The 22,361-nt window shown below is 38.5% G+C and carries 19 protein-coding genes and 1 pseudogene; 11 read left to right on the forward strand and 9 right to left on the reverse strand.

Annotation, left to right across the window (positions count from 1 at the left end):
• Positions 1 to 58: 58 nt before the first annotated feature.
• Both IPM92_02715 and IPM92_02720 read right to left on the reverse strand, forming a co-directional pair.
• Positions 59 to 619, reverse strand: coding sequence for a 3'-5' exoribonuclease (locus tag IPM92_02715; GenBank protein ID MBK9107307.1), 561 nt, complete (start codon positions 617 to 619; stop codon positions 59 to 61).
• 14 nt (positions 620 to 633) lie between these two features.
• Positions 634 to 1,521 (reverse strand): endonuclease/exonuclease/phosphatase family protein, encoded by an 888-nt coding sequence (locus tag IPM92_02720; protein MBK9107308.1) that lies wholly within the window; start codon positions 1,519 to 1,521, stop codon positions 634 to 636.
• A gap of 237 nt (positions 1,522 to 1,758) precedes the next feature.
• On the opposite strand from IPM92_02720, the gene IPM92_02725 reads away from it, so the two are divergent.
• The 3 genes from IPM92_02725 (at position 1,759) to IPM92_02735 (ending at position 3,397) form a co-directional block, all read left to right on the forward strand.
• On the forward strand, positions 1,759 to 2,121 hold the full coding sequence (locus IPM92_02725; protein MBK9107309.1) for a DUF3127 domain-containing protein: 363 nt from the start codon (positions 1,759 to 1,761) through the stop codon (positions 2,119 to 2,121).
• Positions 2,122 to 2,174: 53 nt separating this feature from the next.
• Positions 2,175 to 2,663 (forward strand): hypothetical protein, encoded by a 489-nt coding sequence (locus tag IPM92_02730; protein ID MBK9107310.1) that lies wholly within the window; start codon positions 2,175 to 2,177, stop codon positions 2,661 to 2,663.
• Between the two features lie 377 nt (positions 2,664 to 3,040).
• Entirely contained in the window at positions 3,041 to 3,397 is a 357-nt protein-coding gene (locus IPM92_02735; GenBank protein MBK9107311.1) for a four helix bundle protein, read from the forward strand.
• A 225-nt stretch (positions 3,398 to 3,622) separates the two neighbouring features.
• On the opposite strand, the gene IPM92_02740 is transcribed toward IPM92_02735, so the two are convergent.
• Positions 3,623 to 5,092 (reverse strand): proline--tRNA ligase, encoded by a 1,470-nt coding sequence (locus IPM92_02740; GenBank protein ID MBK9107312.1) that lies wholly within the window; start codon positions 5,090 to 5,092, stop codon positions 3,623 to 3,625.
• 180 nt (positions 5,093 to 5,272) lie between these two features.
• Here IPM92_02740 and IPM92_02745 point away from each other — a divergent pair, with 180 nt between their 5' ends.
• From IPM92_02745 to IPM92_02765, 5 genes are all read left to right on the forward strand, one after another.
• A complete protein-coding gene (locus IPM92_02745) occupies positions 5,273 to 6,535 on the forward strand; it encodes a hypothetical protein (protein MBK9107313.1) in 1,263 nt (420 codons plus the stop codon).
• Positions 6,536 to 6,575: 40 nt separating this feature from the next.
• The gene (locus tag IPM92_02750) at positions 6,576 to 8,123 is read left to right on the forward strand and encodes a hypothetical protein (protein ID MBK9107314.1); all 1,548 of its coding nucleotides are present in this window, start codon (positions 6,576 to 6,578) and stop codon (positions 8,121 to 8,123) included.
• A 139-nt stretch (positions 8,124 to 8,262) separates the two neighbouring features.
• The gene (gene yaaA, locus IPM92_02755; protein ID MBK9107315.1) at positions 8,263 to 9,027 is read left to right on the forward strand and encodes a peroxide stress protein YaaA; all 765 of its coding nucleotides are present in this window, start codon (positions 8,263 to 8,265) and stop codon (positions 9,025 to 9,027) included.
• A gap of 62 nt (positions 9,028 to 9,089) precedes the next feature.
• Entirely contained in the window at positions 9,090 to 11,453 is a 2,364-nt protein-coding gene (locus tag IPM92_02760; protein ID MBK9107316.1) for a penicillin acylase family protein, read from the forward strand.
• A complete protein-coding gene (locus tag IPM92_02765; protein ID MBK9107317.1) occupies positions 11,450 to 11,806 on the forward strand; it encodes a hypothetical protein in 357 nt (118 codons plus the stop codon). The genes IPM92_02760 and IPM92_02765 overlap by 4 nt, the downstream gene beginning before the upstream one ends.
• On the opposite strand, the gene IPM92_02770 is transcribed toward IPM92_02765, so the two are convergent.
• Genes IPM92_02770 through IPM92_02780 form a run of 3 tightly spaced genes read right to left on the reverse strand, consistent with a single transcriptional unit; the run spans position 11,803 to position 14,231 of the window.
• Positions 11,803 to 13,422 (reverse strand): T9SS type A sorting domain-containing protein, encoded by a 1,620-nt coding sequence (locus IPM92_02770; GenBank protein ID MBK9107318.1) that lies wholly within the window; start codon positions 13,420 to 13,422, stop codon positions 11,803 to 11,805. The genes IPM92_02765 and IPM92_02770 overlap by 4 nt on opposite strands.
• The gene (locus IPM92_02775; GenBank protein ID MBK9107319.1) at positions 13,422 to 13,847 is read right to left on the reverse strand and encodes a DoxX family protein; all 426 of its coding nucleotides are present in this window, start codon (positions 13,845 to 13,847) and stop codon (positions 13,422 to 13,424) included. Before IPM92_02775 ends, IPM92_02770 begins: the two co-directional genes overlap by 1 nt.
• A gap of 33 nt (positions 13,848 to 13,880) precedes the next feature.
• Entirely contained in the window at positions 13,881 to 14,231 is a 351-nt protein-coding gene (locus IPM92_02780) for an iron-sulfur cluster assembly accessory protein (protein MBK9107320.1), read from the reverse strand.
• 119 nt (positions 14,232 to 14,350) lie between these two features.
• On the opposite strand from IPM92_02780, the gene IPM92_02785 reads away from it, so the two are divergent.
• Both IPM92_02785 and IPM92_02790 read left to right on the forward strand, forming a co-directional pair.
• Positions 14,351 to 14,785: a hypothetical protein gene (locus tag IPM92_02785; protein ID MBK9107321.1), complete on the forward strand. Its 435-nt coding sequence runs from the start codon at positions 14,351 to 14,353 to the stop codon at positions 14,783 to 14,785.
• 361 nt (positions 14,786 to 15,146) lie between these two features.
• A complete protein-coding gene (locus tag IPM92_02790; GenBank protein MBK9107322.1) occupies positions 15,147 to 15,389 on the forward strand; it encodes a DUF433 domain-containing protein in 243 nt (80 codons plus the stop codon).
• 798 nt (positions 15,390 to 16,187) lie between these two features.
• On the opposite strand, the pseudogene IPM92_02795 reads toward IPM92_02790, so the two are convergent.
• Both IPM92_02795 and IPM92_02800 read right to left on the reverse strand, forming a co-directional pair.
• Positions 16,188 to 16,552, reverse strand: a pseudogene (locus IPM92_02795) (VOC family protein).
• A 116-nt stretch (positions 16,553 to 16,668) separates the two neighbouring features.
• Positions 16,669 to 19,335: a T9SS type A sorting domain-containing protein gene (locus IPM92_02800; protein ID MBK9107323.1), complete on the reverse strand. Its 2,667-nt coding sequence runs from the start codon at positions 19,333 to 19,335 to the stop codon at positions 16,669 to 16,671.
• A 171-nt stretch (positions 19,336 to 19,506) separates the two neighbouring features.
• On the opposite strand from IPM92_02800, the gene IPM92_02805 reads away from it, so the two are divergent.
• The gene (locus IPM92_02805) at positions 19,507 to 21,135 is read left to right on the forward strand and encodes an ATP-binding cassette domain-containing protein (GenBank protein ID MBK9107324.1); all 1,629 of its coding nucleotides are present in this window, start codon (positions 19,507 to 19,509) and stop codon (positions 21,133 to 21,135) included.
• Positions 21,136 to 21,222: 87 nt separating this feature from the next.
• On the opposite strand, the gene IPM92_02810 is transcribed toward IPM92_02805, so the two are convergent.
• Positions 21,223 to 22,242, reverse strand: a complete 1,020-nt coding sequence (locus IPM92_02810; GenBank protein MBK9107325.1) for a hypothetical protein — start codon at positions 22,240 to 22,242, stop codon at positions 21,223 to 21,225.
• Positions 22,243 to 22,361 lie beyond the last annotated feature (119 nt).

Below are 22,361 nucleotides of genomic sequence, written 5' to 3' on the forward strand. Positions count from 1 at the left end.
AAAATCCCACTTCAATGGCAACATGAAGGTATGTGTACTATAAATTTGAGGCACTTTTTTATCCATTAGTTTTGAAATTATGTAGTTTTTTAAAGCAAACTAGCTCAATTTGACTATCAATAAGAGCATGATGCTGCTTTGCCTTATCAGCTCCTGCAAATTCAAATCGCGATACATCTTTTGTAAATCGATCCATCGGTTCTATAATGCCTTTTAATCTGAAATAGGTTGCAAGATCAAATGGAGCAAAAAATATGTTTGAAGGTATATTCATTGCACCCCCAAACAATTCACAAAATAAGACCCAGTCGTAAGCCAGTACATCAGCCCAGATTTCGATAAAGTCAAATTCAGAAAGCCATGTTTCCAATTCTTTTCTGATTTGAATTTTATTTCCTTTCATTTTAAAGGTTGTTCCGGAATTTTCTAATATTTCTTCAACTTCTTTGTATTCAAGTTTTGGTAGGACATGCTCTTCAAGCCACGGATTGAGTTGATTGCGATCGAAGTCGTTGAATTCTGCATAAAATTCTCTGCCGTTTTCGGCGACCAGACCCATTGATATTAAAGTTGTGGCCTGATGTAATCCCGTAAACTCCATATCTAAAAATATTTTCATGCAGATTATTAAATTTAAAATTCCACCAGCATCTCGACAGGTAAATGATCTGAATAAACATTTCTCAAAGTTGTAACCGTTTCACAAGGTCGATCTTTCATAAAATCCTGTACTTTGCAAATAGTTTTGCGACTTTGATTGAATTTATAGTAGATATTGTCTTCGCCCAAACTCATGTAGTTTCCATCTTCACAATACATTCTGAGCGTTGTCGATTGTCCATTGAGACACGAATTAAAACCTAATTGCTTAAGTGAGTTAAAAGCGTCATGATCATTTCGAAGATTAAAATCTCCACTCCATATCATATTATTATTTTGTTGTTGTGAAATCCATTGTGTTATCGCTTTAATTTCAATAGATTCCTCAAAACTTTTATCGTGTGTGCGAGAATGGTAGTTGATCATTTTAAAGGATAAACCTCCAATATCAAATAAAGCTACAAAAGGTTCGCGGTGAACTGCAGCATCGACTTCTTTTAATAAATAGGGGTGTCCCAACATTTTGATGCGAGATGTTTTCCACAAATAGGCATATCGCTCACTGATATATGCACTAGGGCTTTTGGTAGGATCGCTGATGCGGTAATCCCAGTTTGCTCCTTTTCGTTTGAGTGCTTCGCTCAATCTTCCAACAGCTTGTGCACCGCCCGGATGTTTGGCAACTACTTCCTGGATGGCGATCACATCCGCATGTCCTATAAGATCAGCAATCATTTGCATCTCTTTATCATCCCTGGACTGCCCAAAATCTTTGATGTTCCAGCTTATAAGGATAAATGAATTTGCAAAAGAAAAGCAAGTATGTACAATAAAAATTGCAGTAAAGATACAGGCAGGATAACTCCTGCTAAAGCTTCGCCAATTAAGTTGAGGCGCCCTGGTTTTGAGTGGATCGTCCATGGGGTCAGTTTCGGTTGGTTGATCAATAGATTCTTCAAACTTAATACAAATTGTTCAGTTTTGTAACCAGGTGGATTACATAATTATTTTTATTATACGTTATTTAGTACTAAAATTTAATAGATTAGCCTATAATTAATATGGCTTTTTCTTGATTTAGCAAAATATATTCAGGATTGAAATTCGTTATTCTCACATTAGATATTAGGCTTATATTTGTTTCCTAAATTTAACAATATGAGTTACCAAATAAACGGCAAACTGGTCAAAAAAATGGAAATGGAAAGCAAAACTGCCAGCTTTCAAACGAGAGAATTTGTAATTGTAACCCAAGAGCAATATCCTCAATACATTAAATTTCAGTTGGTGCAGGATCGCTGCAATATCATTGATAAGTTTAATGAAAATGACGAACTAGCAGTGCATTTTGATTTGCGCGGTCGCGAATGGCAGGGTAAATATTTTACCAATTTACAGGCTTGGAAGGTGGAAGCGTCAGCAGGAGGTGGAGAGGCCGCTGGTCAGGATTTAGTGGCTGATAAAGATGCACCGGATCCTTTTTCACAGCCGGAAACCAATTTTGATGATCTTCCTTTTTGATGTATAAAATTCTTTGCATATTCTGCTTTTTTGTGACTGGCTTAAACAGCCAGATGATTTCTCACTTTCAAACGGTCTATTCCGATGATCTTCGCGATTGGAGATTTTTAGATGAGGAAGAATCTCAGATGGGAAGCTTAAGAGCACGTTGGGGTTTTGAACAGGACTTTTCGCAATGGGATATTCGGATCGATGAATTATCCGGATCCATTCAACAACGCTGGAAAAATCAACCACACGATTGGGAAATCCGTTTGTTGGATCATTTTTTAACGGCTACACCTGTATGGGCGGGACAATTTGATGTTTGGAGAATTGCTTTTAAGGATAAAATATACAATTTGCGCATTGAACCTGAATCGGATGGGATTCAATGTTTGATGACACAGGGCGAAGAAGAAGTATTTATTATTTATAACAGTTATTTTTTTGATTACCGGGATTGGTCGATTGAATATCTTCAGGATGTAGAAGATCAGATTCTTGTTGTTACTGGATTTTTTCTTGCCGGTTTATACGGGAGTAAATTTCCTTTAAAATGAAGTCTGGAGGAAGACTGGAGGAAGTCTGGAGGAAGGCTGTAAGTCTGCTAGTCTGTTAGTCTGCTAGTCTGGAGGAAGTCTGATTGTCTGCTAGTCTGCTAGTCTGGAGGAAGTCTGATTGTCTGCTATTCTGATAGTCTGGAGGAAGTCTGATAGTCTGTTATTTTTTTACGGATGCATTTGAGGTGTGGAGTCATGCAGGTTTATGTGCATATAGGAAATTTCAGAGTTACATTAAAAGTTGGCACACCAATACATTCAATCGATCAATAGGGTGATTGAATAAATTGATCCCTATTTTTTTTAATCATTTCTGTTTGTAAAAATTTATCCAGTGTAATATTGTTTTTATTTATTGATAAATTCAATATAACAACATGAGAGATTACACGAAAATTAAAGCATTTCAAATTGCTGATGCACTCGTTCTGGAAGTATATCAAATTACGAAGTACTTTCCGAAAGATGAGATTTATGGTTTGTCATCTCAATTGCGAAGAGCCGTAATATCAGTATGCTGCAATATAGTTGAAGGATGTTACCGTTCAAGTGAAAAAGAATTTTTCAGATATTTGGAAATTTCATTTGCTTCCTTAAAAGAATCACATTATCAATTTGAATTAGCATATCGTCTGGGTTATATCGAACTTAAAAGTTTCAATGCATGTCAAAACAAATTTGAAGCGGCAGAAAAAGTTTTGTTTTCCCTTATCAAAGGATTGCATAATAAGTGAATATTCCAAATTGAATTTGTTGATTAAATCTAATCAGAATCACAAATCTAACATCATACATTTATAACTCCCAGCCTTCCAGTCTAACAGCCTCAGCCTAACAGCCTAACAGCCTAACAGCCTAACAGACTAACAGACTAACAGACTAACAGACTTTCAGACTTTCCCCAGACTTCCCACAGACTTCCCCCAGACTTCCCCCAGACTTCCTCCAGACTTTTCCTCTTAATAAGCTTTCGCAAACAACACCCTCCGCTTCGAAGGATTGCCTGTGAAAATACATTTGCCATCCTCCTCTTTTGCATCCAAAGGAATGCAACGGATCGTAGCTTTAGTGAGTTCTTTGATCTTCTCTTCTGTTTCAGAAGTTCCATCCCAATGGGCGTAGATGAAACCTGGAGTTTCTTCAATGACCTTTACAAATTCATCCCAGCTATCTAACGAACGACTGTTAGCAATTTGAAAATTACGGGCTCTTGTAAAAAGATTTTGTTGAATTTCAACCAATAGTTGTTCGATATATTCTGTAGCACCTTCGATGGGGATGCTTGATTTTTCTTTGGTGTCTCTTCTGGCGATTTCAAAAACGCCTGCTTCGAGATCTCTGGCACCGATGCCTACGCGGATGGGGACACCTTTTAATTCGTGTTCGGCAAATTTAAAGCCGGGACGATTTTTTTCGTCTTTGTCGTAAGCGCAACGAATGCCTTTTTGTTGCAGTTTTTTCATGAGCGCATCAGCGGCCTCGGTTAATTCGGGAGATGGCTTAGGTATAGGCACAATGACTACTTGTGTAGGTGCCAGGCGCGGGGGCAATATCTGTCCTTCGTCATCTGTATGTGCTATAACGATCGCGCCAATCAAGCGCGTGCTAACTCCCCAGGAAGTAGCCCAGACGAATTCTTCTTTGTTTTGATCCGTCAGATATTTTACATTGAAGGCTTTGGCAAAGTTCTGACCTAAAAAGTGAGAGGTACCTGCTTGTAATGCTTTTCCATCTTGCATCATCGCTTCAATAGTATAAGTTTCTTCAGCTCCGGCAAAACGCTCGTTAGCTGTTTTGACCCCTTTAATGATGGGTATAGCCATATACTCCTCTGCAAATCGCGTATACACTTCATGCATTTGTTCAGCTTCAGCTATGGCTTCTGCTGCAGTTGCATGAGCGGTATGGCCTTCCTGCCACAAGAATTCGGTGGTGCGCAAAAAAGGACGGGTTCGCATTTCCCAGCGGACAACATTTGCCCATTGATTGATAAGTATGGGTAGGTCTCGATACGATTGGATCCAATCTCTGTAAGTATTCCAGATAACGGCTTCAGAGGTTGGTCTTACCACCAGTTCTTCCTCAAGTTTGGCTTCCGGATCGACCATGAGTTTCCCCTTATTATTGGGATCGTTTTTGAGTCGGTAATGGGTTACGACTGCACATTCTTTGGCAAAACCTTCTGCATTTTTTTCTTCAGCTTCGAATAAACTCTTGGGAACAAAAAGTGGAAAATAAGCATTCACATGACCGGTTTCTTTGAACATGCGATCGAGAACATCCCGCATGTTTTCCCATAATGCATAGCCCAGGGGCTTAATGACCATGCAGCCGCGAACGGCGCTTTGATCAGCCAATCCCGATTTATAAACCAGGTCATTATACCATTGAGAATAGTCTTCTGTACGCGATGTGATTACTTTAGCCATAGGATCTTATTAAACTTTATGCTTGATTTTCAATCAAATAAATGCTGGGATATGACTTGTTAAGTAAGTTTAACTTAATTCTGTTAAATATTAAATGGAATTTAACCAAGCCCGACCACAAATGTAATAAATTAGCCATTGTTTAGTAATGTGAATAGGTTCACTTTAAAGTATTCAACTATGAAAACGATTTCAAATAGTGTCTTTATAGCTTTATTCCTGGCCTTTGTTTCGCAGGGGATTCAGGCTCAGTTTGATGATATCTACTATGATCCTGACAAGGATACCAAGCCTGTGGATAATAGATATTATGAAGAAGAAAGAGGCGGATCTCCAACTGATTCACAACATCTGAGCTACGAAAATGAGTCTGACGAAGAAGCTTATTATGACGATACCAATGGAGAGTGGGAAGATCAGGAGTATTATTACACATCGAGAATAAAGAGATTTTATAGGCCGGCCTATGGTTTTGGTTATTACGATCCATTTTATACTTATAATTACTATTACGATCCCTATGATTTTGATCCATGGTATTATGACCGGGATATATACTCAAGTAGTTGGAGATTTAATTTTTATACCGGTCCGATTCGTTGGAGCAATTATTATAGCTATAGACCCTTTTGGTCAAATTGGGATGCCTGTTACGGCTGGAATAATTACCACCACGGCTATTATGGAAGTTATCATGGATATAATACTTATTGGGGAAGTCCATACTATTATTACAATTCTCCTCACTATTATTCTCATAACAAATACCGGGATCAGGATAAATACGCTGATAATGGCTACCATTATGGAAGCAGAAGATTTGGGACAACCAATACTTCTAAAAGAGGACCCGTACGGCTGAGTAATCCTTCACCCAGAGAGATCACGGAAACAACCGGAGTGAATGCCAATCCGGGTAGAACGAATGATGCTCCCAGAAGAGTGGTGAGAAGTGCAGATGGGGATGCATCGAATGATAAGCTAATGCCCGGAATTCCAAATACCGGTAAAAGACCTTTGCCGAGATCAAATCCCAGTAAAGAATTATCAGATGGCAAACATGGTTATGAAAAAATCGATCGCAGTACCGGTAGAGATCCACAAAAATGGGATGATCGCGAAATGAATGCTCAAGATAAATTCAAAGATGAACGAAACATCGATAATAGTAAATTACGACCTCATCGAATGGAACGTTCATTTCCATCGGAAGATAAAAGCCGTAACTCAAGAATGGACGCTGAAAGAAGAACCGGAAGAGATCGTTCTGCACAACTAGATATAAATTTGCCCAGGCAAAGGCAAGATCAAGATCGTTCGGGTTTTGGAGGTGCAATTATGGATGCACTGGGAGGCTCTAAATCGAAAGGAAATAATTCTTCATCAGGCGGAAATTCTGGAAAATCAAATAAATCAGAAAGCCCCAGAAAGGGACCCAGATAAACTTTTCTATATTTTGTAATTGTATTTAAATTCACTCATCATGAAAGTTAAGTTTTTGTTGATGTTCTTTATTGCTATTGGTATACAACATACGTACGGACAGACGTCTTCGGAAGCCTTGAGATACAGCATGTTCAGGCCATATAGTACAAGCCGTGCCATTGGAGTTGGAAATAGTATGTCTGCCTTAGGTGGTGATTTCTCAGCAATTGCAATCAATCCGGCAGGTATCGGGCTTTATCGGAAATCAGATGCTTATGTGAGTATGGGCACGATATGGGAAAAAAATGAAGCGAGATTAAACTCAGACCAACATCAAAATTCAATATTCGAAGAAAACACCGGTAAGTTTTCACTGAATGGCTTAGGATTTGTAGGTGTCTCCAATCCCATTGCAAGCGATTGGCAAAATGTCAATGTCAGTATAAATCTCGTGCGTACGGCTGATTTTAGAAGGGATATTTATTTTAAAGGGAGAAGCCGGGGTTCTATCACAGATCGTTTTTTGGAGTTGGCGCTAGATCCCTTGGGACAAGGGCTTGAAGGTTTACACCCCGATGATTTGGATGATTTTGAAGCCGGACTTGCTTACGAAACGGGTGCGCTTTTTGATACGGGAACAGATTCGTTGAAATACATCTATAATACCGACTTTTTAGCCTATCCGGAATATGCTGTGCTTAAAGAACAATCTGTAAAACAGTATGGTGGCATGCATGAATTTACATTTGGAGTAGGTGCCAACTATCGCGAATGGATGGCTCTAGGATTGAGTCTCCATATTCCTTTCGGATTTTTTGAAAGCAGTACAGTTTATACAGAATCTGAAGCGATTAAAAATGAATACCTGCCTTTCAGAAGTCTGGTATTTGAAAACAAACTAAAAACAGAAATTTCAGGAGTCGGTGCTAAAATGGGCATCATCTTGAAGCCGACTCCTTTTTTGAGATTGGGAGCTGCCATTCAAACTCCTTATTTATTAACACTCAAAGACAAATATCATACTTCCCTTGAATACGGATTTGTGTTGAACAATCGCGATACTTTATTTGATGCACGATCTCCTGATGGTGAATTTGAATATCGATTGACGACCCCCTGGAGAAGCGTTTTTTCTGTTGCGCTCATCGGTACTTATGGTTTTATTTCTGGTGAAGTGGACTGGATCAATCCGCAACAAGCGCATTATAATCTTTCGGCCTTTAGTGACGATGCCGGAGATACAAGTTTCGAACAGGAGTTGAATGCAGACATTGATAAACAATACAAATCAGTGATGCAATACCGACTCGGTGCTGAATTGGCGCTGTCTAAACTCAGACTCCGCGCAGGTTCTCAATGGCTCCCTCAAACCTACACCAATTCGGATGAGCAAGAGCATTATTATAGTTTTGGCGGTGGCTATCGGGGAGATAAAATCTATTTCGATTTTGCCTATAGTTTTGGCAAACAAAATCAAAGCTATGCTCCGTATCTCACAGGAAATTCCGACTTCAACGGCGATGGTAAAATAGATGCCGTAACTCCACTTGTCAATCAAAATATCAACCGGGTAGAAATATTATTTACCATTGGTTGGAAGATCTAAACGTTGTATTGTTCTTTCATCGGATTAACCCAGAGCGGTGCAAAGTAGGGCGGGCTCTAAATTAAGAAATTGAGATCAACGAAGTAAAATCCTTTCTGGTTTCGGGAAAATCAAGTATCTATGTCACAGATTTTAAAAAATGCTGATTGTAATATCACCTTCCAAGGATCTTGACTTTAAAAAAGAAATTCCTACTGTTTCAGTTACGCAGCCGCGTTTTCTTTCGCAAACGCATGCGGTTGTGGAAGTCATGAAAAAAAAATCTGCTCGGCAACTCAAAAATCTGATGGATATCAGTGATAAATTAGCAGCAGAAAATGTCGATCGATATTTGAAATTCGAAATCCAACATCAGGTTTCGAATGCCCGGCCTGCAATATTTGCATTTTCCGGCGATGTCTACAGGGGATTAGATGCTTATTCACTTGGTGAGCAAGAAATCAACTACTGCCATCAGCACTTGAGAATACTTTCCGGATTATATGGTTTACTCAGGCCTTTGGATCTCATTCAGCCTTATCGTTTGGAAATGGGCATAGGCTTAAAAATTGGAAAGTTTAAAAATTTGTATCAGTTCTGGAAAGGAATTATTGGAAAGCAACTGCAAAATGATCTCGAAAAATCCGGATATAATTATTTGATCAATTTGGCTTCACAGGAATATTTTCAAGCGATTCATTTGCCGGATTTGAAATATCCTGTGATAAATATCCATTTCAGAGAAGAGCGAAATGGAAAATTGAGCTTTGTGAGTTTTAATGCAAAAAAAGCCAGGGGATTGATGGCCAGATATTTGGCAGACCAACATTGTACGAATGCGTTACAAATAAAGGAATTTAATTTAGAAAATTACGGCTACAACGAAAAATTATCCGACGAATTTGATTGGTTTTTTACCCGATAATTATGAATGTAAAATATATAGTAAAAGGGTTCCCATTTTTTATTACTTTAATATGGTATTGGATGATGAGTACATCCTTCGTCATCAAAGAAAGTGCATTGCCACCATTGGGATCTTTTTTTAGCCCTTCAACTGGTTTTTGGTGGAATGTGAAGTGGATGGATAAGAAAATTCCGCAAATATTAGACTTCAATGGAGTTGAAGGCGAAGTCATTCTGGATGATAGAATGGTGCCGCATATTTTTGCAGAAGACGATCATCAGGCTTATTTTATTCAGGGTTATATGCATGCGATGCATCGTTTGTGGCAAATGGATTTTTCAACGCGGGCTGCAGAAGGTCGACTTAGTGAAATCATTGGGGACAGGACCATTGAATTTGACCGCCTTAAGCGGCGTAAGGGTCTCGCCATTGCTGCGCGCATGAGTGTCGAACATTGGAAAAAAGACAGTTTTCTGCTCTCGCGTTTAGAATCATATTCACGTGGTGTGAATGCATATATCAACAGTTTAGCCGAATATGAATTGCCTATAGAATATAAATTGTTGAATTATAAACCGGAAGCCTGGTCCATATATCGCAGCGCTTTATTTCATAAAAGTATGGCAGAAGTATTATGCGGACGTGATAAGGATTTAGATTTAAATAATGCAAGAGCATTTTTTAAAGAGAATTTTAAAATCTTATTTCCTGAAATGGATCATATGACAGATCCTGTTATTCCATCGGGTACAAAATGGCCCGATTTTCCTAGTACTACTTTTCCTGAACAGCCTGATACTGCAAGTTTTGGATATCTTCCATTTATGAAAGAAGAATCAATATCCGGTTTGGGAAGCAATAATTGGGCGGTTGGATCGGCGATGTCAGCATCGGGAAATCCAATATTATGCAATGATCCTCATCTGCATCTTACTTTACCGGCCATTTGGTATGAACAGCATATCGTCACACCTGAATACAATGTGTATGGGGTTACTTTTCCGGGTATAGCAGGGGTCGTCATTGGTTTTAATAAACATATTGCCTGGGGAGTTACCAATGCAGGCTGGGATGTTTTGGATTGGTATAAAATCATGTGGAAAGATTCCAGTATGTCTGCATATCATTTTGATGGTGAGTGGATCCAAACGAACGTTCGTTTGGATACCATAAAAATTAAGGGTGATCGCATTGTGATAGATACGGTGAGATTAACAAATTGGGGACCGGTCATATATACAGATCCGACGCATAAAAAGTATTCTCTTGCGATGCACTGGATTTTGCACGATCCTTATGAGCAACAGGAATTCAGAACCTTTATGAGTCTCAATCGAGCAAAAAATTATGCGGACTACCGGAAAGCTTGTACCTATTTTCCATACCCTGCGCAAAATATTGTGTTTGCTTCCAATACAGGTGATGTCGCTATCACTGTTGCTGGAAATATGCCTGTAAAACCGGATCAATTGGGCCGATTTGTATTGGATGGATCCAAGGGAAAAAATAAATGGAATGGATTTTTGGACCCGATATTTAACCCTTCCGTGAAAAATCCGGAACGGGGTTTTGTATCATCAGCAAATCAGAGAACAACTGATTTGAGTTTTCCGGTATATTATAACGATGGAGATTTTAGATCATTTAGAGGCAGCTTGATTAACAGAATTCTCAGCGGCAAACACGACTGGACTGTCGAAACGATGAAAGAGTTACAATACAACAGCTATAGTCTTAAAGCAGAATCTTCATTGCCAACCATGATTTCTTTGTTAGACACTTCAAAATTGAATGCTTCCTCAAAAGAAATTTTTCATCAATTATTGGATTGGAATTATAATTACGATTCGACCAGTAAAAGTCCAGTCTATTTTGATTTATGGTTTGATATTTTGAATCAAATGGTTTGGGATGAGCTTGAGCAAACTTCTACGAAGTTAGATATTGCATTCCCTAATGAAATGGTGATGATCGATTGGTTGAAGAATAAACCGGAACATTTGTATTTTGATTATCAAAAAACGGACCAGCGTGAAACTGCCCGCGACCTCGTTCAAATGTCATTTGATAGTCTGGTATTCCAAATGGATACCATGGATCGCGTCAAAGATTGGGCTCACTATAAAGCAGCAGAGATCGTGCACATCGCACGAATCCCGGCCTTTGGCAAATTTAATGTGCGTACATCCGGTCATGAGGATATCATCAATGCACATGCCAGAGTATTTGGTCCTTCCTGGCGTATGATTGTCGAATTGCAAAAAGATTCAATGATTGCTTATGGTATTTATCCGGGCGGGCAAAGCGGACATCCGGGAAGCGCTTATTACGAGCACATGATTGAACCCTGGTCTAAAGGGAAATATTTCCGTTTATTAAATTGGGATCAAAAACCTGATGAAGGTAACTTTGATAACAGGATACACTTTAAAAAGACAAAATGAAGCAACAACTCCATTTGATCGTTTGCATTGCAGTTGCCGTATTGGCTTTGTTTATTCCATTATGGTATGCTCCTTTTTTACTGGCTTTATTGTTTGTTTTAATCCTAAAAAAAGATTCGCCTCATTTATTACTCATGCATTTTTTAATATATGCTTTGATTTGTTTGCTGTATTGTCTAATCATTCAATCTTTAGGAAGTCAGGATTTGGTAAACAGAATGGGGGCATTATTTTTAGGGACCTCTTCATTTACATTAGCGCTCATCAGCAGCTTGTTCTATGGTCTAAGTGCATGCTTGGGAGCATGGTGTGGAAAAGCAATAAAAGGGATACTGGAACATCAAAAACATTAATGATCCAAGACTTGCAAAGAAGTCTGCAGCAAAGTAAATTGATTGGCCAAAACATAAACAAAATAAGCGCCTGCAGGTAAATTGCTCAAATCCAATTCGAATTTATTATTTTCAATGGGAAAGATTTGTTTAGTATGTAGGATTTTTCCATTTGAATTCTGAACCCAGATATATGCCTGCTTTATTGATTGATTTGTATTTAGAAAGACTGTCGTTGTATATTTTGCTGGATTGGGATATGTCTCCAATTGTATTTTTTCTTTTTTATTTTGAAGTGCGATGTTGCTTGAGGGTTTGTTTTTAATATACCGGATTTTAATTAAATAGGGATTGGCTATCGTGAGATGTGCACTATCGTTTTGCCAGGGATTGCGATCCGGTCCCAAATTATATATTCCTCCAAAAATGTAAGCAAGGTTTGTAGTATCATCAGATAATGCATTCAAGTCAATAATTTCATTTGATACCAATGGTAAACCCGGTATTAAATATACTTCTGAATTACTGCCCAGAAATCCTGGCATTTCTTCCGGCAACATCCATTCACTAAATTTTCTATTTTCATTTCTGGTAATACAACTGACAGATTTTACAAAAGGTACATAACTATCATGTGTTAGTTGACCTACAGAATCTCTATAAAACTCCGCCATTCCTCCAAAAAATACCTGGTGCGAACGATTGTTGGTTTGATCAAAGAAACTCAGTTTTGCGCAATTGTAAGCGCAGAATTTTTGATCAAAATCAAAAACTTCCTCGACATCTGTTTTGTCGATAATGGAAGTATTCAGAAATGGTCTGTTTACATTGTATTGGAAGACACCGGAATAGACCATAAGCTTTTCTTTTCCGTCAGCATCGATAAAGGGACTTAAATTAAAATCCCGTCGGTGAAAATTATAATCGTCGGTTTTTTTAAATACAATTTTATATTTCAAACTGTCCTTATCTTTAAATAATTCAAAAATGCTCAGTGCGTCGGTATAAAACTGTTTTACATTTGAAGAATTGCTCGAATACTTACCTTCAAAATAATTGCCTCCGACCAAATAATATAAGGAGTCTTGAATGCGCATTTGGCCTCCTGCAACTGCAAAAAAAGAATCTTTAATAAACTCAAAAGCAGATGCCGGATCACTTGATGATTCAACGAGGTGAATACAATCAGCAATATTTATTTTAGCGAGGTAGGGGTAGGTCTGATAGGTACCGGATGCATCCTGGCCATATCCTCCGATCATGTACAGGTAATCTTTATCCTGGGTAAAGGTGCTGTTGGCAGCACTTAAAAAACCATTTATCTCCTTATTTGGAAAATTGAATGATTGACTTGCAATGTGCATAGTTGCTGTATTCCAGACGTAGATAAATGTGTTGGCCTGATCATATTCAAATCCACTTTCTTTGGGGTGGATGCCATCTGTTCTGCCACCGATCATTAATACTTTTTCGCCAAGACTTGCAAATGCGAAGGAATGGATATGCGGCCAATCCGGTATTTTAAAAGTGTCGATATGGAAATGCCCCGGTATCTGAGCAAAGATGTATGATATAACTTTGAGCTGCAATAATAAAAGGAAGATCAATTTTTTGAAGCTGATTCTTAGACGCCACATTACCATTTTTCTTTAGGAAGTTTTGTAACTCCAAAAAACCTTCTGACTGAATATTTGCCGGTTCCGTAGACCAATACATGTATCATGCCTCCGATAAAAGCAATATTTTTCATGAAATGTATCGATTGAACATTTCTGATCTCTGGAGGGTCATTCCAAAACGGGAACACAATAAAAGTTACGGGAATCCAATAGAGAAGTAACAAGCTTACGGCAAAACCAGGACGGTAGCCAATAAGTAAAAAGACACCACCAATAAAAAGGGCTATCGCAGTGAAATAGATGAGAAATTCAGGATACCAACTAAGTCCATATTCCAATAGCGTCTCTTTAGTTCGCTGGATAAACTGCAATGTTGTAAAAGCCTCGTAAATCGAAATGGTAGATATCATTGCCCTTGCCAGCAAATCAAAGCCGTCTTTCATGGATATGGTATTGTATTAAACTAATTGAGGATCTCAGGCAGAAAAGGACTGCCCGCATCCACATGTATCTTTGGCATTGGGATTGATAAAAGAAAATCCTCGGTTATCGAGGCCATTAACCCAATCTATTTGCATGCCCACCAAATAGAGGGAATGTGCTTTCTCCATAAAAACTTTAAATCCGCTGATATCGAAAAGAAGATCCTTTTCCTGAGGAAGATCAAATCCCAGTATATAGCTAAATCCTGAACAGCCGCCACCTTTTACACCTACTCTAAGTCCATGACTATCAGGTATTTGTTGCTCATTTTTGATGCGCAATAATGCTTGGACAGCGGATTCTGTAAAGCAAATTGGGGTATCTTGAATCGTTTCTACCGACATAAAGCTTTATTGTTTAAAACGCAAAAGTAGCACTTTTGTTCGATGTCGGGCGCGATAGCTGCCAGTCTGGGGTTCATGCCATGTGATTATGATTAATTTTGCGTCTTAATCTTTGAACCATGGAGTTTTTCTTTGAACTGCTAAAATATACACTACCTTCTGTTGTTGTTTTTCTAACGGCATATATGTTGATCAGGCAATATATTGAACAGGAAAACCGAAAATATTATGCCCATCTGCAAAAAGAACTCAAGCAACATAGTTTGCCTTTAAAGTTACAGGCTTATGAAAGGCTGGCTTTGTTTTTAGAGCGCATGCGCATGCATAATCTTCTCATGCGATTTGCGAGTGCTGACAGCGATTCCCAAACGACCTGTAAAATGTTAATGCTGGGAATCCACCAGGAATTCGAACACAATCTGGTGCAACAAATCTATGTCAGTGAAAAATTATGGGAAATCATCATGCTGGCCAGAAATGAAACTTTACATGCCTTGGATGAGGCTTTTGTAGAATTTTCTGATAAGGATCCGTTGATGTTGAAAAACATTTGAACAGTAAAGTAAATGCAGAAACTGAAAATTATTGATACAGCGATTGAGGGAATACGGAAAGAAATTCAGTTGGTGATATAGTTGTTAGTTGGTGCTTGAAATGTGATCGTTAATGGTACATAACTAACAAACGTTCGTAAGTTAATGATGAATATTTGAAGTATATTTTTGTACATAAACATCCGCATTCTGAAAATTTATTTAGGAACAGCATTTCGTCTGGAAAACGGAGTTTTCCTATCGCCCCAGCGTATCCCGCTTTGAAAAATTCTACGGAGTCCATTATACATTTATAAAGCGGGATGAAGACTTCGCAGAGCTTAATGCATTTTAAATTGTCAAAGAAACAGTATATTTGTATATGAAAAAAATTAAAGATCTTATAACTATAGATCCTGAGACTTTAGGAGGGCAGCCAGTTTTTAAAGGTACCCGAGTGCCTATTGAAACACTATTTAGCCACCTTGAAGAGGGTGTTTCACTAGATGAATTTCTTGCAGACTTTGATACTGTTTCCAAAGAACAGGCAATAGCTATCATAGAAATAGCAAATGAAATACTTTCTTCTAAAAAGATAGACGAATTATATGCTTCTATTGCTTGATGAAAATTTACCAAAAAGGTAAAAAAATGATTTAACAGAACATGATGTATTTACAATAAAAGAACGGGGGCTGGAATGGATTAAAAAACGGATTGTTACTACAAAAATTAATCGAAAATAAGTTTGACGCGCTTTTAACATTCGATAAAAATATGCAGTATCAACAAAATTTTAAAACATATCCAATTACAGTAATTGTTTTGAGTGCCCGGATCAATAAATATACTGTTCTGATGAAACTAATACCAGAAGTTTTAGATATACTTAGAAAGCCATTAATTGCTGGGCCTATCGAAGTCAAATAAAAAGTGCCATCACTTAATAGGATAGTTCTTGGTAATCAGCATAATCGAAATGGAAAGCTAATCGAAAATTACTTCAGTTAATGATCCGTTTGGAAAACGGAGTTTTCCTATCACCCCAGCGTATCCCGCTTTGAAAAAATTTGGGGTGTATATTTTACAATAATTTAGCGGGAGGAGACTATGCAGAGCGGTTTTATTTATATTATTTGAAATTTGAAAACTAACGATAGTTAGTTTTCAAACAGTCAAACAGTCAAACAGTCAAACAGTCAAACAGTCAAACAGTCAAACAGTCAAACAGTCAAACAGTCAAACAGTCAAACAGTCAAACAGTCAAACAGTCAAACAGTCAAACAGTCAAACAGTCAGCACAGTCAAAGTCCAAATGTCAATAGCAAAGAGTCAATCTTACAATATTCCTACATTCCTACAAGCCTAAATGCCTACCCACCTACACACCTACCCACCTACCCACCTACACACCTCTTCCTCCTCATCCTGCATTCGGATCATCCTGAAAAATGCCATGGATGTTGCCCTCGGATCTTTGAAATATGCTAACCAACCGACCGTTGGGATGGGCATTTGGGTACTAACCATGCCTCTCCGGCGGATTCGATTTTTGAACAATGCGCTTCTACATTTTCAACCTGGATGGTATTCACAATGGGTTGATCCGGATGTTTTTTAGACATGAGTCCGCCGTTGATGCCCGGTGTGTTGGGATCTCCTGTTGTCACAGACCAATAATCCATGTTTCCAAATTGAGAAAAGGTCCAACCAAATACTTCGGTAAAAAATTTCATAACTTCTGCCGGATGATCGCAGGATTTCAAAGTGTACAATTCTGTGATTCATTTGATTTCGTTATTTTTAGTATTAAAATTATTCAAATATACGAATCTGTGATTTGGAATTAGAGCTGTCTAAAAAAAATCACGCGTAGTCTGTTGATTCAAAAAATAAACCTTATGTTATAGTTTCATAAATTTGGAGTGTTCGCGAGTGGTCCCGTTTTGCAATATCATATGATACATTCCTTTATTTAAATCTGAAATACTCAAGCTAACGGAATTTGATTCCATCTTTTGCTTTAATACCAATTTACCATACTGGTCATATATCATGAGTGCTGAAGAGTGTTTTAATTTTCCATAAATTTGTATGAAAATAAAATCCTGTGCTGGTTGTGGATAGAGCAGCATTATTTTAAGTTTATCCGGATTATGGGTATAAGTAAGACAATCGTTCCATTTTGGATCTTCCGGCAGCAGGCATTGATGACAGGAATCTATTTTATGCAATCCGTAAGCTATTCCTTTACAATCACAAATGTCTTTAAATTTTTTAGGATCCACATTGCTGGATATGACTTCTATTTCACCCAATGAGGCGGCATTCCAATGGTAGATGCCCCCGGTGACATTTAGAAATTCGATGCGAATGGATTGTATTTGAAGATATGGAGCAAGAAAAAGACGCGTGCCTTTATTCGAAATTTTTTCATTGACATCGATGACTTTAATTTCATTTGTGAAATTTTCATCTTCATAAAGAATAACTTTGCAATGATTTACTCTTAAGCGGTTCGTATCGGGGATATTATGCAAGACAATTTCTCTTGTAAATAAAGGCACCGGCCATTTGAATTCAAGCCATTGTCCCGTTGGAGAAATTCCTTCAGGTGTAAACCAGTGTTGCGTTGCAGTGTAATTTTTTTTATCAATAAGGTATCCCGGATTTGACATGGATGCAGATGCAGTAACCAGTGCACCCGGAGCAAGATTGGTGAAGAACAAATCTTCCGGGTTTGTGGGAACTGGAATTCTAGAATGCCCCGCGTGACAGCCTACACAAGTTACTTTCTGACCTGGCCGGCCATAATTGAATCCGGTGACATGCGCTGCACCATCCATTATTCCGCCACCTGTTCTTGGAATTTTATAACCCGATGATGGAGCAGACCGGGCCTGTTCGAACAAAGGAATATTGGCAGGAGCGTTGGTTTCGAGTACCCGATTATAAGCATCCACTGCAATTTCATTGTACAAATAGGGGAAGTCGAGCGCTTCAACGGAGCCAAATTGTTTGTCCTGCATTGGAGCTGCAAAAAAACGAACACTTGTTAGTTTTGCGATGGCCGGCGCTGCAAGAATGCCATCATCGACCGGACTATTGTAAAAAATATTCCGGCAATCAAATTCAAAGCTTCCTTCACTTCTTAAATGCTGAGGATCTTTGGGGGGAAGTGGTCCGGGTCGTTGTACAATTATATCTGGTATTATTTTTGGAACCGATCTGGATTCTATGATTTGAGCATTTAATTCAGTCGTTCCCGGATGATCGAAAACCAAAATTTCATTGGAGCCATCTTCTTCCATCATCCAAATTCCATAATCCTGTTTTGGATCCGGCGCTTTCGAAAATAGGATTTCTCCGGAATTTGAAACAGAGGGTTCGGTAGCATATTCACCCTTGAAAATTCCATAAGATGCTGGATTTTTGATATAGTAATCCAAATTGCCATAGGAGGTGACTCCGGCAAGTCCAATTGATTTTTTACTCGTCCCGCGAAAATATTTTTTAATACCACCAAAGCCTGATGATTCACTGATATGCTCTATTGGAAACCAGTTTCCAATAAAGTGTCCATCGCGGTCAAAACTTCCGCCATATGAACTATTGCCGGAAACATCTCGGTAATGTGCGGAAAATAATTTGAGATCCGTTCCATCCGGATTGATTTCACTCAATAAGAATGCATTATTGTTGAACATGTATGTTTCTCCATCGATCACACTATCCAGATTGCTGGTCAGCCCGTCTTTAAAAATCCAGCCACCGGGATAAGTCGTACTTTCCAATTGGTGAAGTTGATCATATGGCCAGTAAAAATTGCGCCACCATCTTGCAAATACAATTTTTCCGGTAAGAGGGTCGATCACAGGTTTGTCTGCGCCATTTTTTTCACTGGTAATCCTATGCAAATCGCTTCCATCTTCGTTGACAATAAATAAATTACTGGTACGGACGACATTGTACATGCCAATACCTGGAAAGCGGGTACTGCTGAAACAAATACGGCCATCGGGCAACCAAACGGGATGAGTATCATCAAAGCCTTTCAACACGCCTCTTGCCAATGGGCTGAATTGTGAAAAATCAGGGTCAGGACCCGAATGTGTAATTTGTTTCAGATTTTTGCCATCTATGTCCAATGTGTAAATTCTCCAGGTATTATGTTCAAAAGGCAAATAATTATGATTGCCCAGAACATAGTTTCCGTTGGGCAATCCGGCAAACACAATTTTATTTGCATCCCATGAGAGGCATGGGCTACTGATGTCGATGAGTTTATAAATATTCTGATCCGGTTTTGAGCCATCTAAAAGTGTATCAATGCTATTATCAGGATTGAGGATACACAAATAAGCAGGTGCTGCAATCTGATATTTTGAGAACCCACCAATACCCGGAAGCGCATTGGCTTCAGACATATATACCGATCCACAGCAGGGGATGTTTCTCGATACAAATAAAACGGGTTTGGAAAGATTAGCTTGCGGAAGGTAATGACTTTGAAAGCCAATGTAAATGATAAGGCTCATGAAGCCCATCTGTATAACGGGAATTGATTTCATGCAAATTGATTTTAAAAGTCCGATCTTAGAAACTTTTAGCTTGATATCAGGTATCCAGCTCGATTTGAAAATCCGGCATGTGAATGACTTGTAAATATACAAATTGTTGACTTTATCATTTCTTTTAAAGCCCGATCTCCTGTTACCTTTGCGGATTAAATTGAATTTATTATGATCGGTGCAGTTAATGTCAGTTTGTCTTATGGTAAAAGAACCTTATTTGATGAGGTAAATCTTCATTTTACAAAGGGAAATTGTTATGGTATTATTGGTGCTAATGGTGCGGGAAAGAGTACTTTTTTAAAGATTCTGAGCGGCGAGATCGCCCCAACCAAAGGCCATGTCGAAATTACTACCGGCGAAAGATTAGCCGTACTCAAACAAAATCAATTCGAATTCGATAATCATTCGGTCATTAATACGGTATTAATGGGCCATCAAAAGTTGTGGAAATTGATCCGTGACCGGGAAGAATTGTATGCAAAAGCTGATTTTTCGGAAGCCGATGGAAATCTGGCAGCTCAATTGGAAGAAGAATTTGGGGAGTTGGGGGGTTATATGGCTGAAAGTGATGCCGCTTCGATGTTAAGTGCATTAGGAGTTGATGAAGCGCTTCATACCGTATTTATGAGCGACATTCCGGCGACTTTAAAAGTTCGCGTACTTCTGGCACAGGCCATTTTTGGAAATCCCGATATTTTGCTTTTGGATGAGCCTACGAATGGATTGGATGTAGAGACCATTAAATGGCTGGAAAATTTTTTGGCGGACTATGAAAACATTGTAATTGTGGTCAGTCACGACAGGCATTTTCTGGATGCAGTTTGTACGCATGTGGTTGATGTGGATCGACAGAAACTTACGATCTATACGGGTAATTATACATTCTGGTATGAATCAAGTCAATTGGTTGCACGCCAGATTTCCGATAAAAATAAAAAAGTTGAAGACCGCAGAAAGGAATTGCTTGATTTCATTGCTCGATTTTCTGCAAACGCTTCCAAGAGTAAACAAGCAACTTCTCGCAAGAAAGCGCTTGAAAAACTCAATATTGAGCAATTGCAACCATCCAATAGAAAATACCCCGGTATTGTATTTAAACCTGAACGCGAAGTGGGTGATCAGATTTTGAAAGTTGATCTGCTCAGCCTTAAACTGGAAGATAAAAAGCTGTTTAGCAATATTCATTTTACCCTGAACAAAGCAGACAAAGTTGCTTTGTTGTCAAGAGATCAAATGGCGGTGCATGCATTTTTTGATTGTCTTGCCGGACAGCGGCAGGCAGATTCAGGAAGTATTGAATGGGGAACCACCATTTCTAAAGCTTATTTGCCGGTTGACATTACCAGCTATTTCGCAGCGGGAGAACCCCTGATCGATTGGCTTCGCAATTACGTTCCACCTACAATGACGGATGTTGATGAAATATTTTTACGCGGTTATTTGGGCAGGATGTTATTCAGTGGCGATGAAGTCATGAAAAAATGCAGTGTCATGAGTGGGGGTGAAAAAGTAAGAGCAATGTTGAGTATGATGATGCTACAAAACCCCAATACCTTATTATTAAATGAACCTACCAATCACCTCGACCTTGAGAGCATCCAAGCCTTCAATGAAAACATGATTGAATTTGGGGGCATCGTCATTTTAAGTTCGCATGACCACGCTTTTATGCAATCTGTATGTAACCGGATTATTGAAATTACGCCAAATGGCTGTATTGACAAATTAATGAGTTTTGATGAATACATCGAGAGTGAAGCCATCAGCAAACTCAGGGATGAGATGTATGGAGGTTAGAAGCTAGAAGCGAAAAAGCGAAAAAGCGAAAAAGGGAAAAGGGAAAAGGGAAAAGGGTTGTCCTTATTTCGAGATATTGCTCATTTTCTAAATACTTTTGAATATTTTCCATTTTGAGAAATTGAATGGATTTATGAAGTTTATTCCAAATTGAAATAATATCCTTTGCTCCTTCATATTTTGAAATTTAATAATTCCGAAAATTTTGGATTGAGTACTTATTGGAAAATCGGATCGGATTTGTGCCAGGACTTTGCTTTGCAGTTTTAATTCAGGTGAATAGTGAAATCCGAATCCACCTTGCAAATATGTATGGATGTTATTGTGGTTGAATTTTTTGAATGTGAATAATTGTTCCAGATCTAAATAATTCTGATGTCCGTCGGTTGAGAAGTATAAAAGACTTTCACTTGGAATCCCTGATAAACTGTTATTCAGGCAAAATTGGAAGCCGGATCGCCACAATGATTTTATTCTATAATAACCTGGAGTTTCAGTTTGAATGGCTCGTTTGGGATCCATATTTGTTTGAAAACCTAATGACCAGCTATATAATCTTGGAGGAATAACAACTGTTAGTTTGTTGGACAAACAATTGTTAGCATCACGCAATTGGATCATGTAGCTACCTGCCCCCAATCCCCCGACTTCAATAAAGTGGTCAAAAGCTGTACTGTAATGCAAGTTATTGAGAAGCACTACATAAGGTAGTGCTCCCGGAACACTAGCAACTATAAGGGCTGTGCCATCTGATGCGCTTGGGCTGGAGGGAGGAATTACGCCTTCCAAAATAATTTCGAAGCTTGATGGCGCTTCCATAGTGACCATTATTTCATGTATACAATCTAAACCAGCGGATTCATCATAAATGGCTATGGAATATTCACCCGGCGCTATCGGGGCATAAGTAGAAATATTTAAATTTCCTTTGGGAATTGTATAATTAGCATTTCCTCCCGGATGGAAAAGAAGCAATTTCATCGGGCCATTCCCAGAGGAAAAAATTTCCATTCTGATTTCACCTGGAATCTGACAGCTTGGTTGTGTAATTCTTACATTTCGAATATACGCTGTAGGAAGTTCACTGAGATCATTGCTAAAACTCAATGTACATTTTTTTAGCTCGTCGGTTATACTGACTGTATAATTTCCTTTGCGAACATTTGTCAGGGCAGCTCCTACGCTACCTGTATTCCATAAATAACTGTATGTTCCAGGTGAATCAA

Source organism: Saprospiraceae bacterium (assembly GCA_016719615.1).
Classification (GTDB): Bacteria; Bacteroidota; Bacteroidia; order Chitinophagales; family Saprospiraceae; genus Vicinibacter.

Coding starts and splice junctions, on each gene's coding strand:
- IPM92_02715 (MBK9107307.1), bottom strand. CDS start 619: ATGAAAATATTTTTAGATATGGAGTTTACGGGATTACATCAGGCCACA.
- IPM92_02720 (MBK9107308.1), bottom strand. CDS start 1,521: ATGGACGATCCACTCAAAACCAGGGCGCCTCAACTTAATTGGCGAAGC.
- IPM92_02725 (MBK9107309.1), top strand. CDS start 1,759: ATGAGTTACCAAATAAACGGCAAACTGGTCAAAAAAATGGAAATGGAA.
- IPM92_02730 (MBK9107310.1), top strand. CDS start 2,175: ATGATTTCTCACTTTCAAACGGTCTATTCCGATGATCTTCGCGATTGG.
- IPM92_02735 (MBK9107311.1), top strand. CDS start 3,041: ATGAGAGATTACACGAAAATTAAAGCATTTCAAATTGCTGATGCACTC.
- IPM92_02740 (MBK9107312.1), bottom strand. CDS start 5,092: ATGGCTAAAGTAATCACATCGCGTACAGAAGACTATTCTCAATGGTAT.
- IPM92_02745 (MBK9107313.1), top strand. CDS start 5,273: ATGAAAACGATTTCAAATAGTGTCTTTATAGCTTTATTCCTGGCCTTT.
- IPM92_02750 (MBK9107314.1), top strand. CDS start 6,576: ATGAAAGTTAAGTTTTTGTTGATGTTCTTTATTGCTATTGGTATACAA.
- yaaA (MBK9107315.1), top strand. CDS start 8,263: ATGCTGATTGTAATATCACCTTCCAAGGATCTTGACTTTAAAAAAGAA.
- IPM92_02760 (MBK9107316.1), top strand. CDS start 9,090: ATGATGAGTACATCCTTCGTCATCAAAGAAAGTGCATTGCCACCATTG.
- IPM92_02765 (MBK9107317.1), top strand. CDS start 11,450: ATGAAGCAACAACTCCATTTGATCGTTTGCATTGCAGTTGCCGTATTG.
- IPM92_02770 (MBK9107318.1), bottom strand. CDS start 13,422: ATGTGGCGTCTAAGAATCAGCTTCAAAAAATTGATCTTCCTTTTATTA.
- IPM92_02775 (MBK9107319.1), bottom strand. CDS start 13,847: ATGAAAGACGGCTTTGATTTGCTGGCAAGGGCAATGATATCTACCATT.
- IPM92_02780 (MBK9107320.1), bottom strand. CDS start 14,231: ATGTCGGTAGAAACGATTCAAGATACCCCAATTTGCTTTACAGAATCC.
- IPM92_02785 (MBK9107321.1), top strand. CDS start 14,351: ATGGAGTTTTTCTTTGAACTGCTAAAATATACACTACCTTCTGTTGTT.
- IPM92_02790 (MBK9107322.1), top strand. CDS start 15,147: ATGAAAAAAATTAAAGATCTTATAACTATAGATCCTGAGACTTTAGGA.
- IPM92_02800 (MBK9107323.1), bottom strand. CDS start 19,335: ATGAAATCAATTCCCGTTATACAGATGGGCTTCATGAGCCTTATCATT.
- IPM92_02805 (MBK9107324.1), top strand. CDS start 19,507: ATGATCGGTGCAGTTAATGTCAGTTTGTCTTATGGTAAAAGAACCTTA.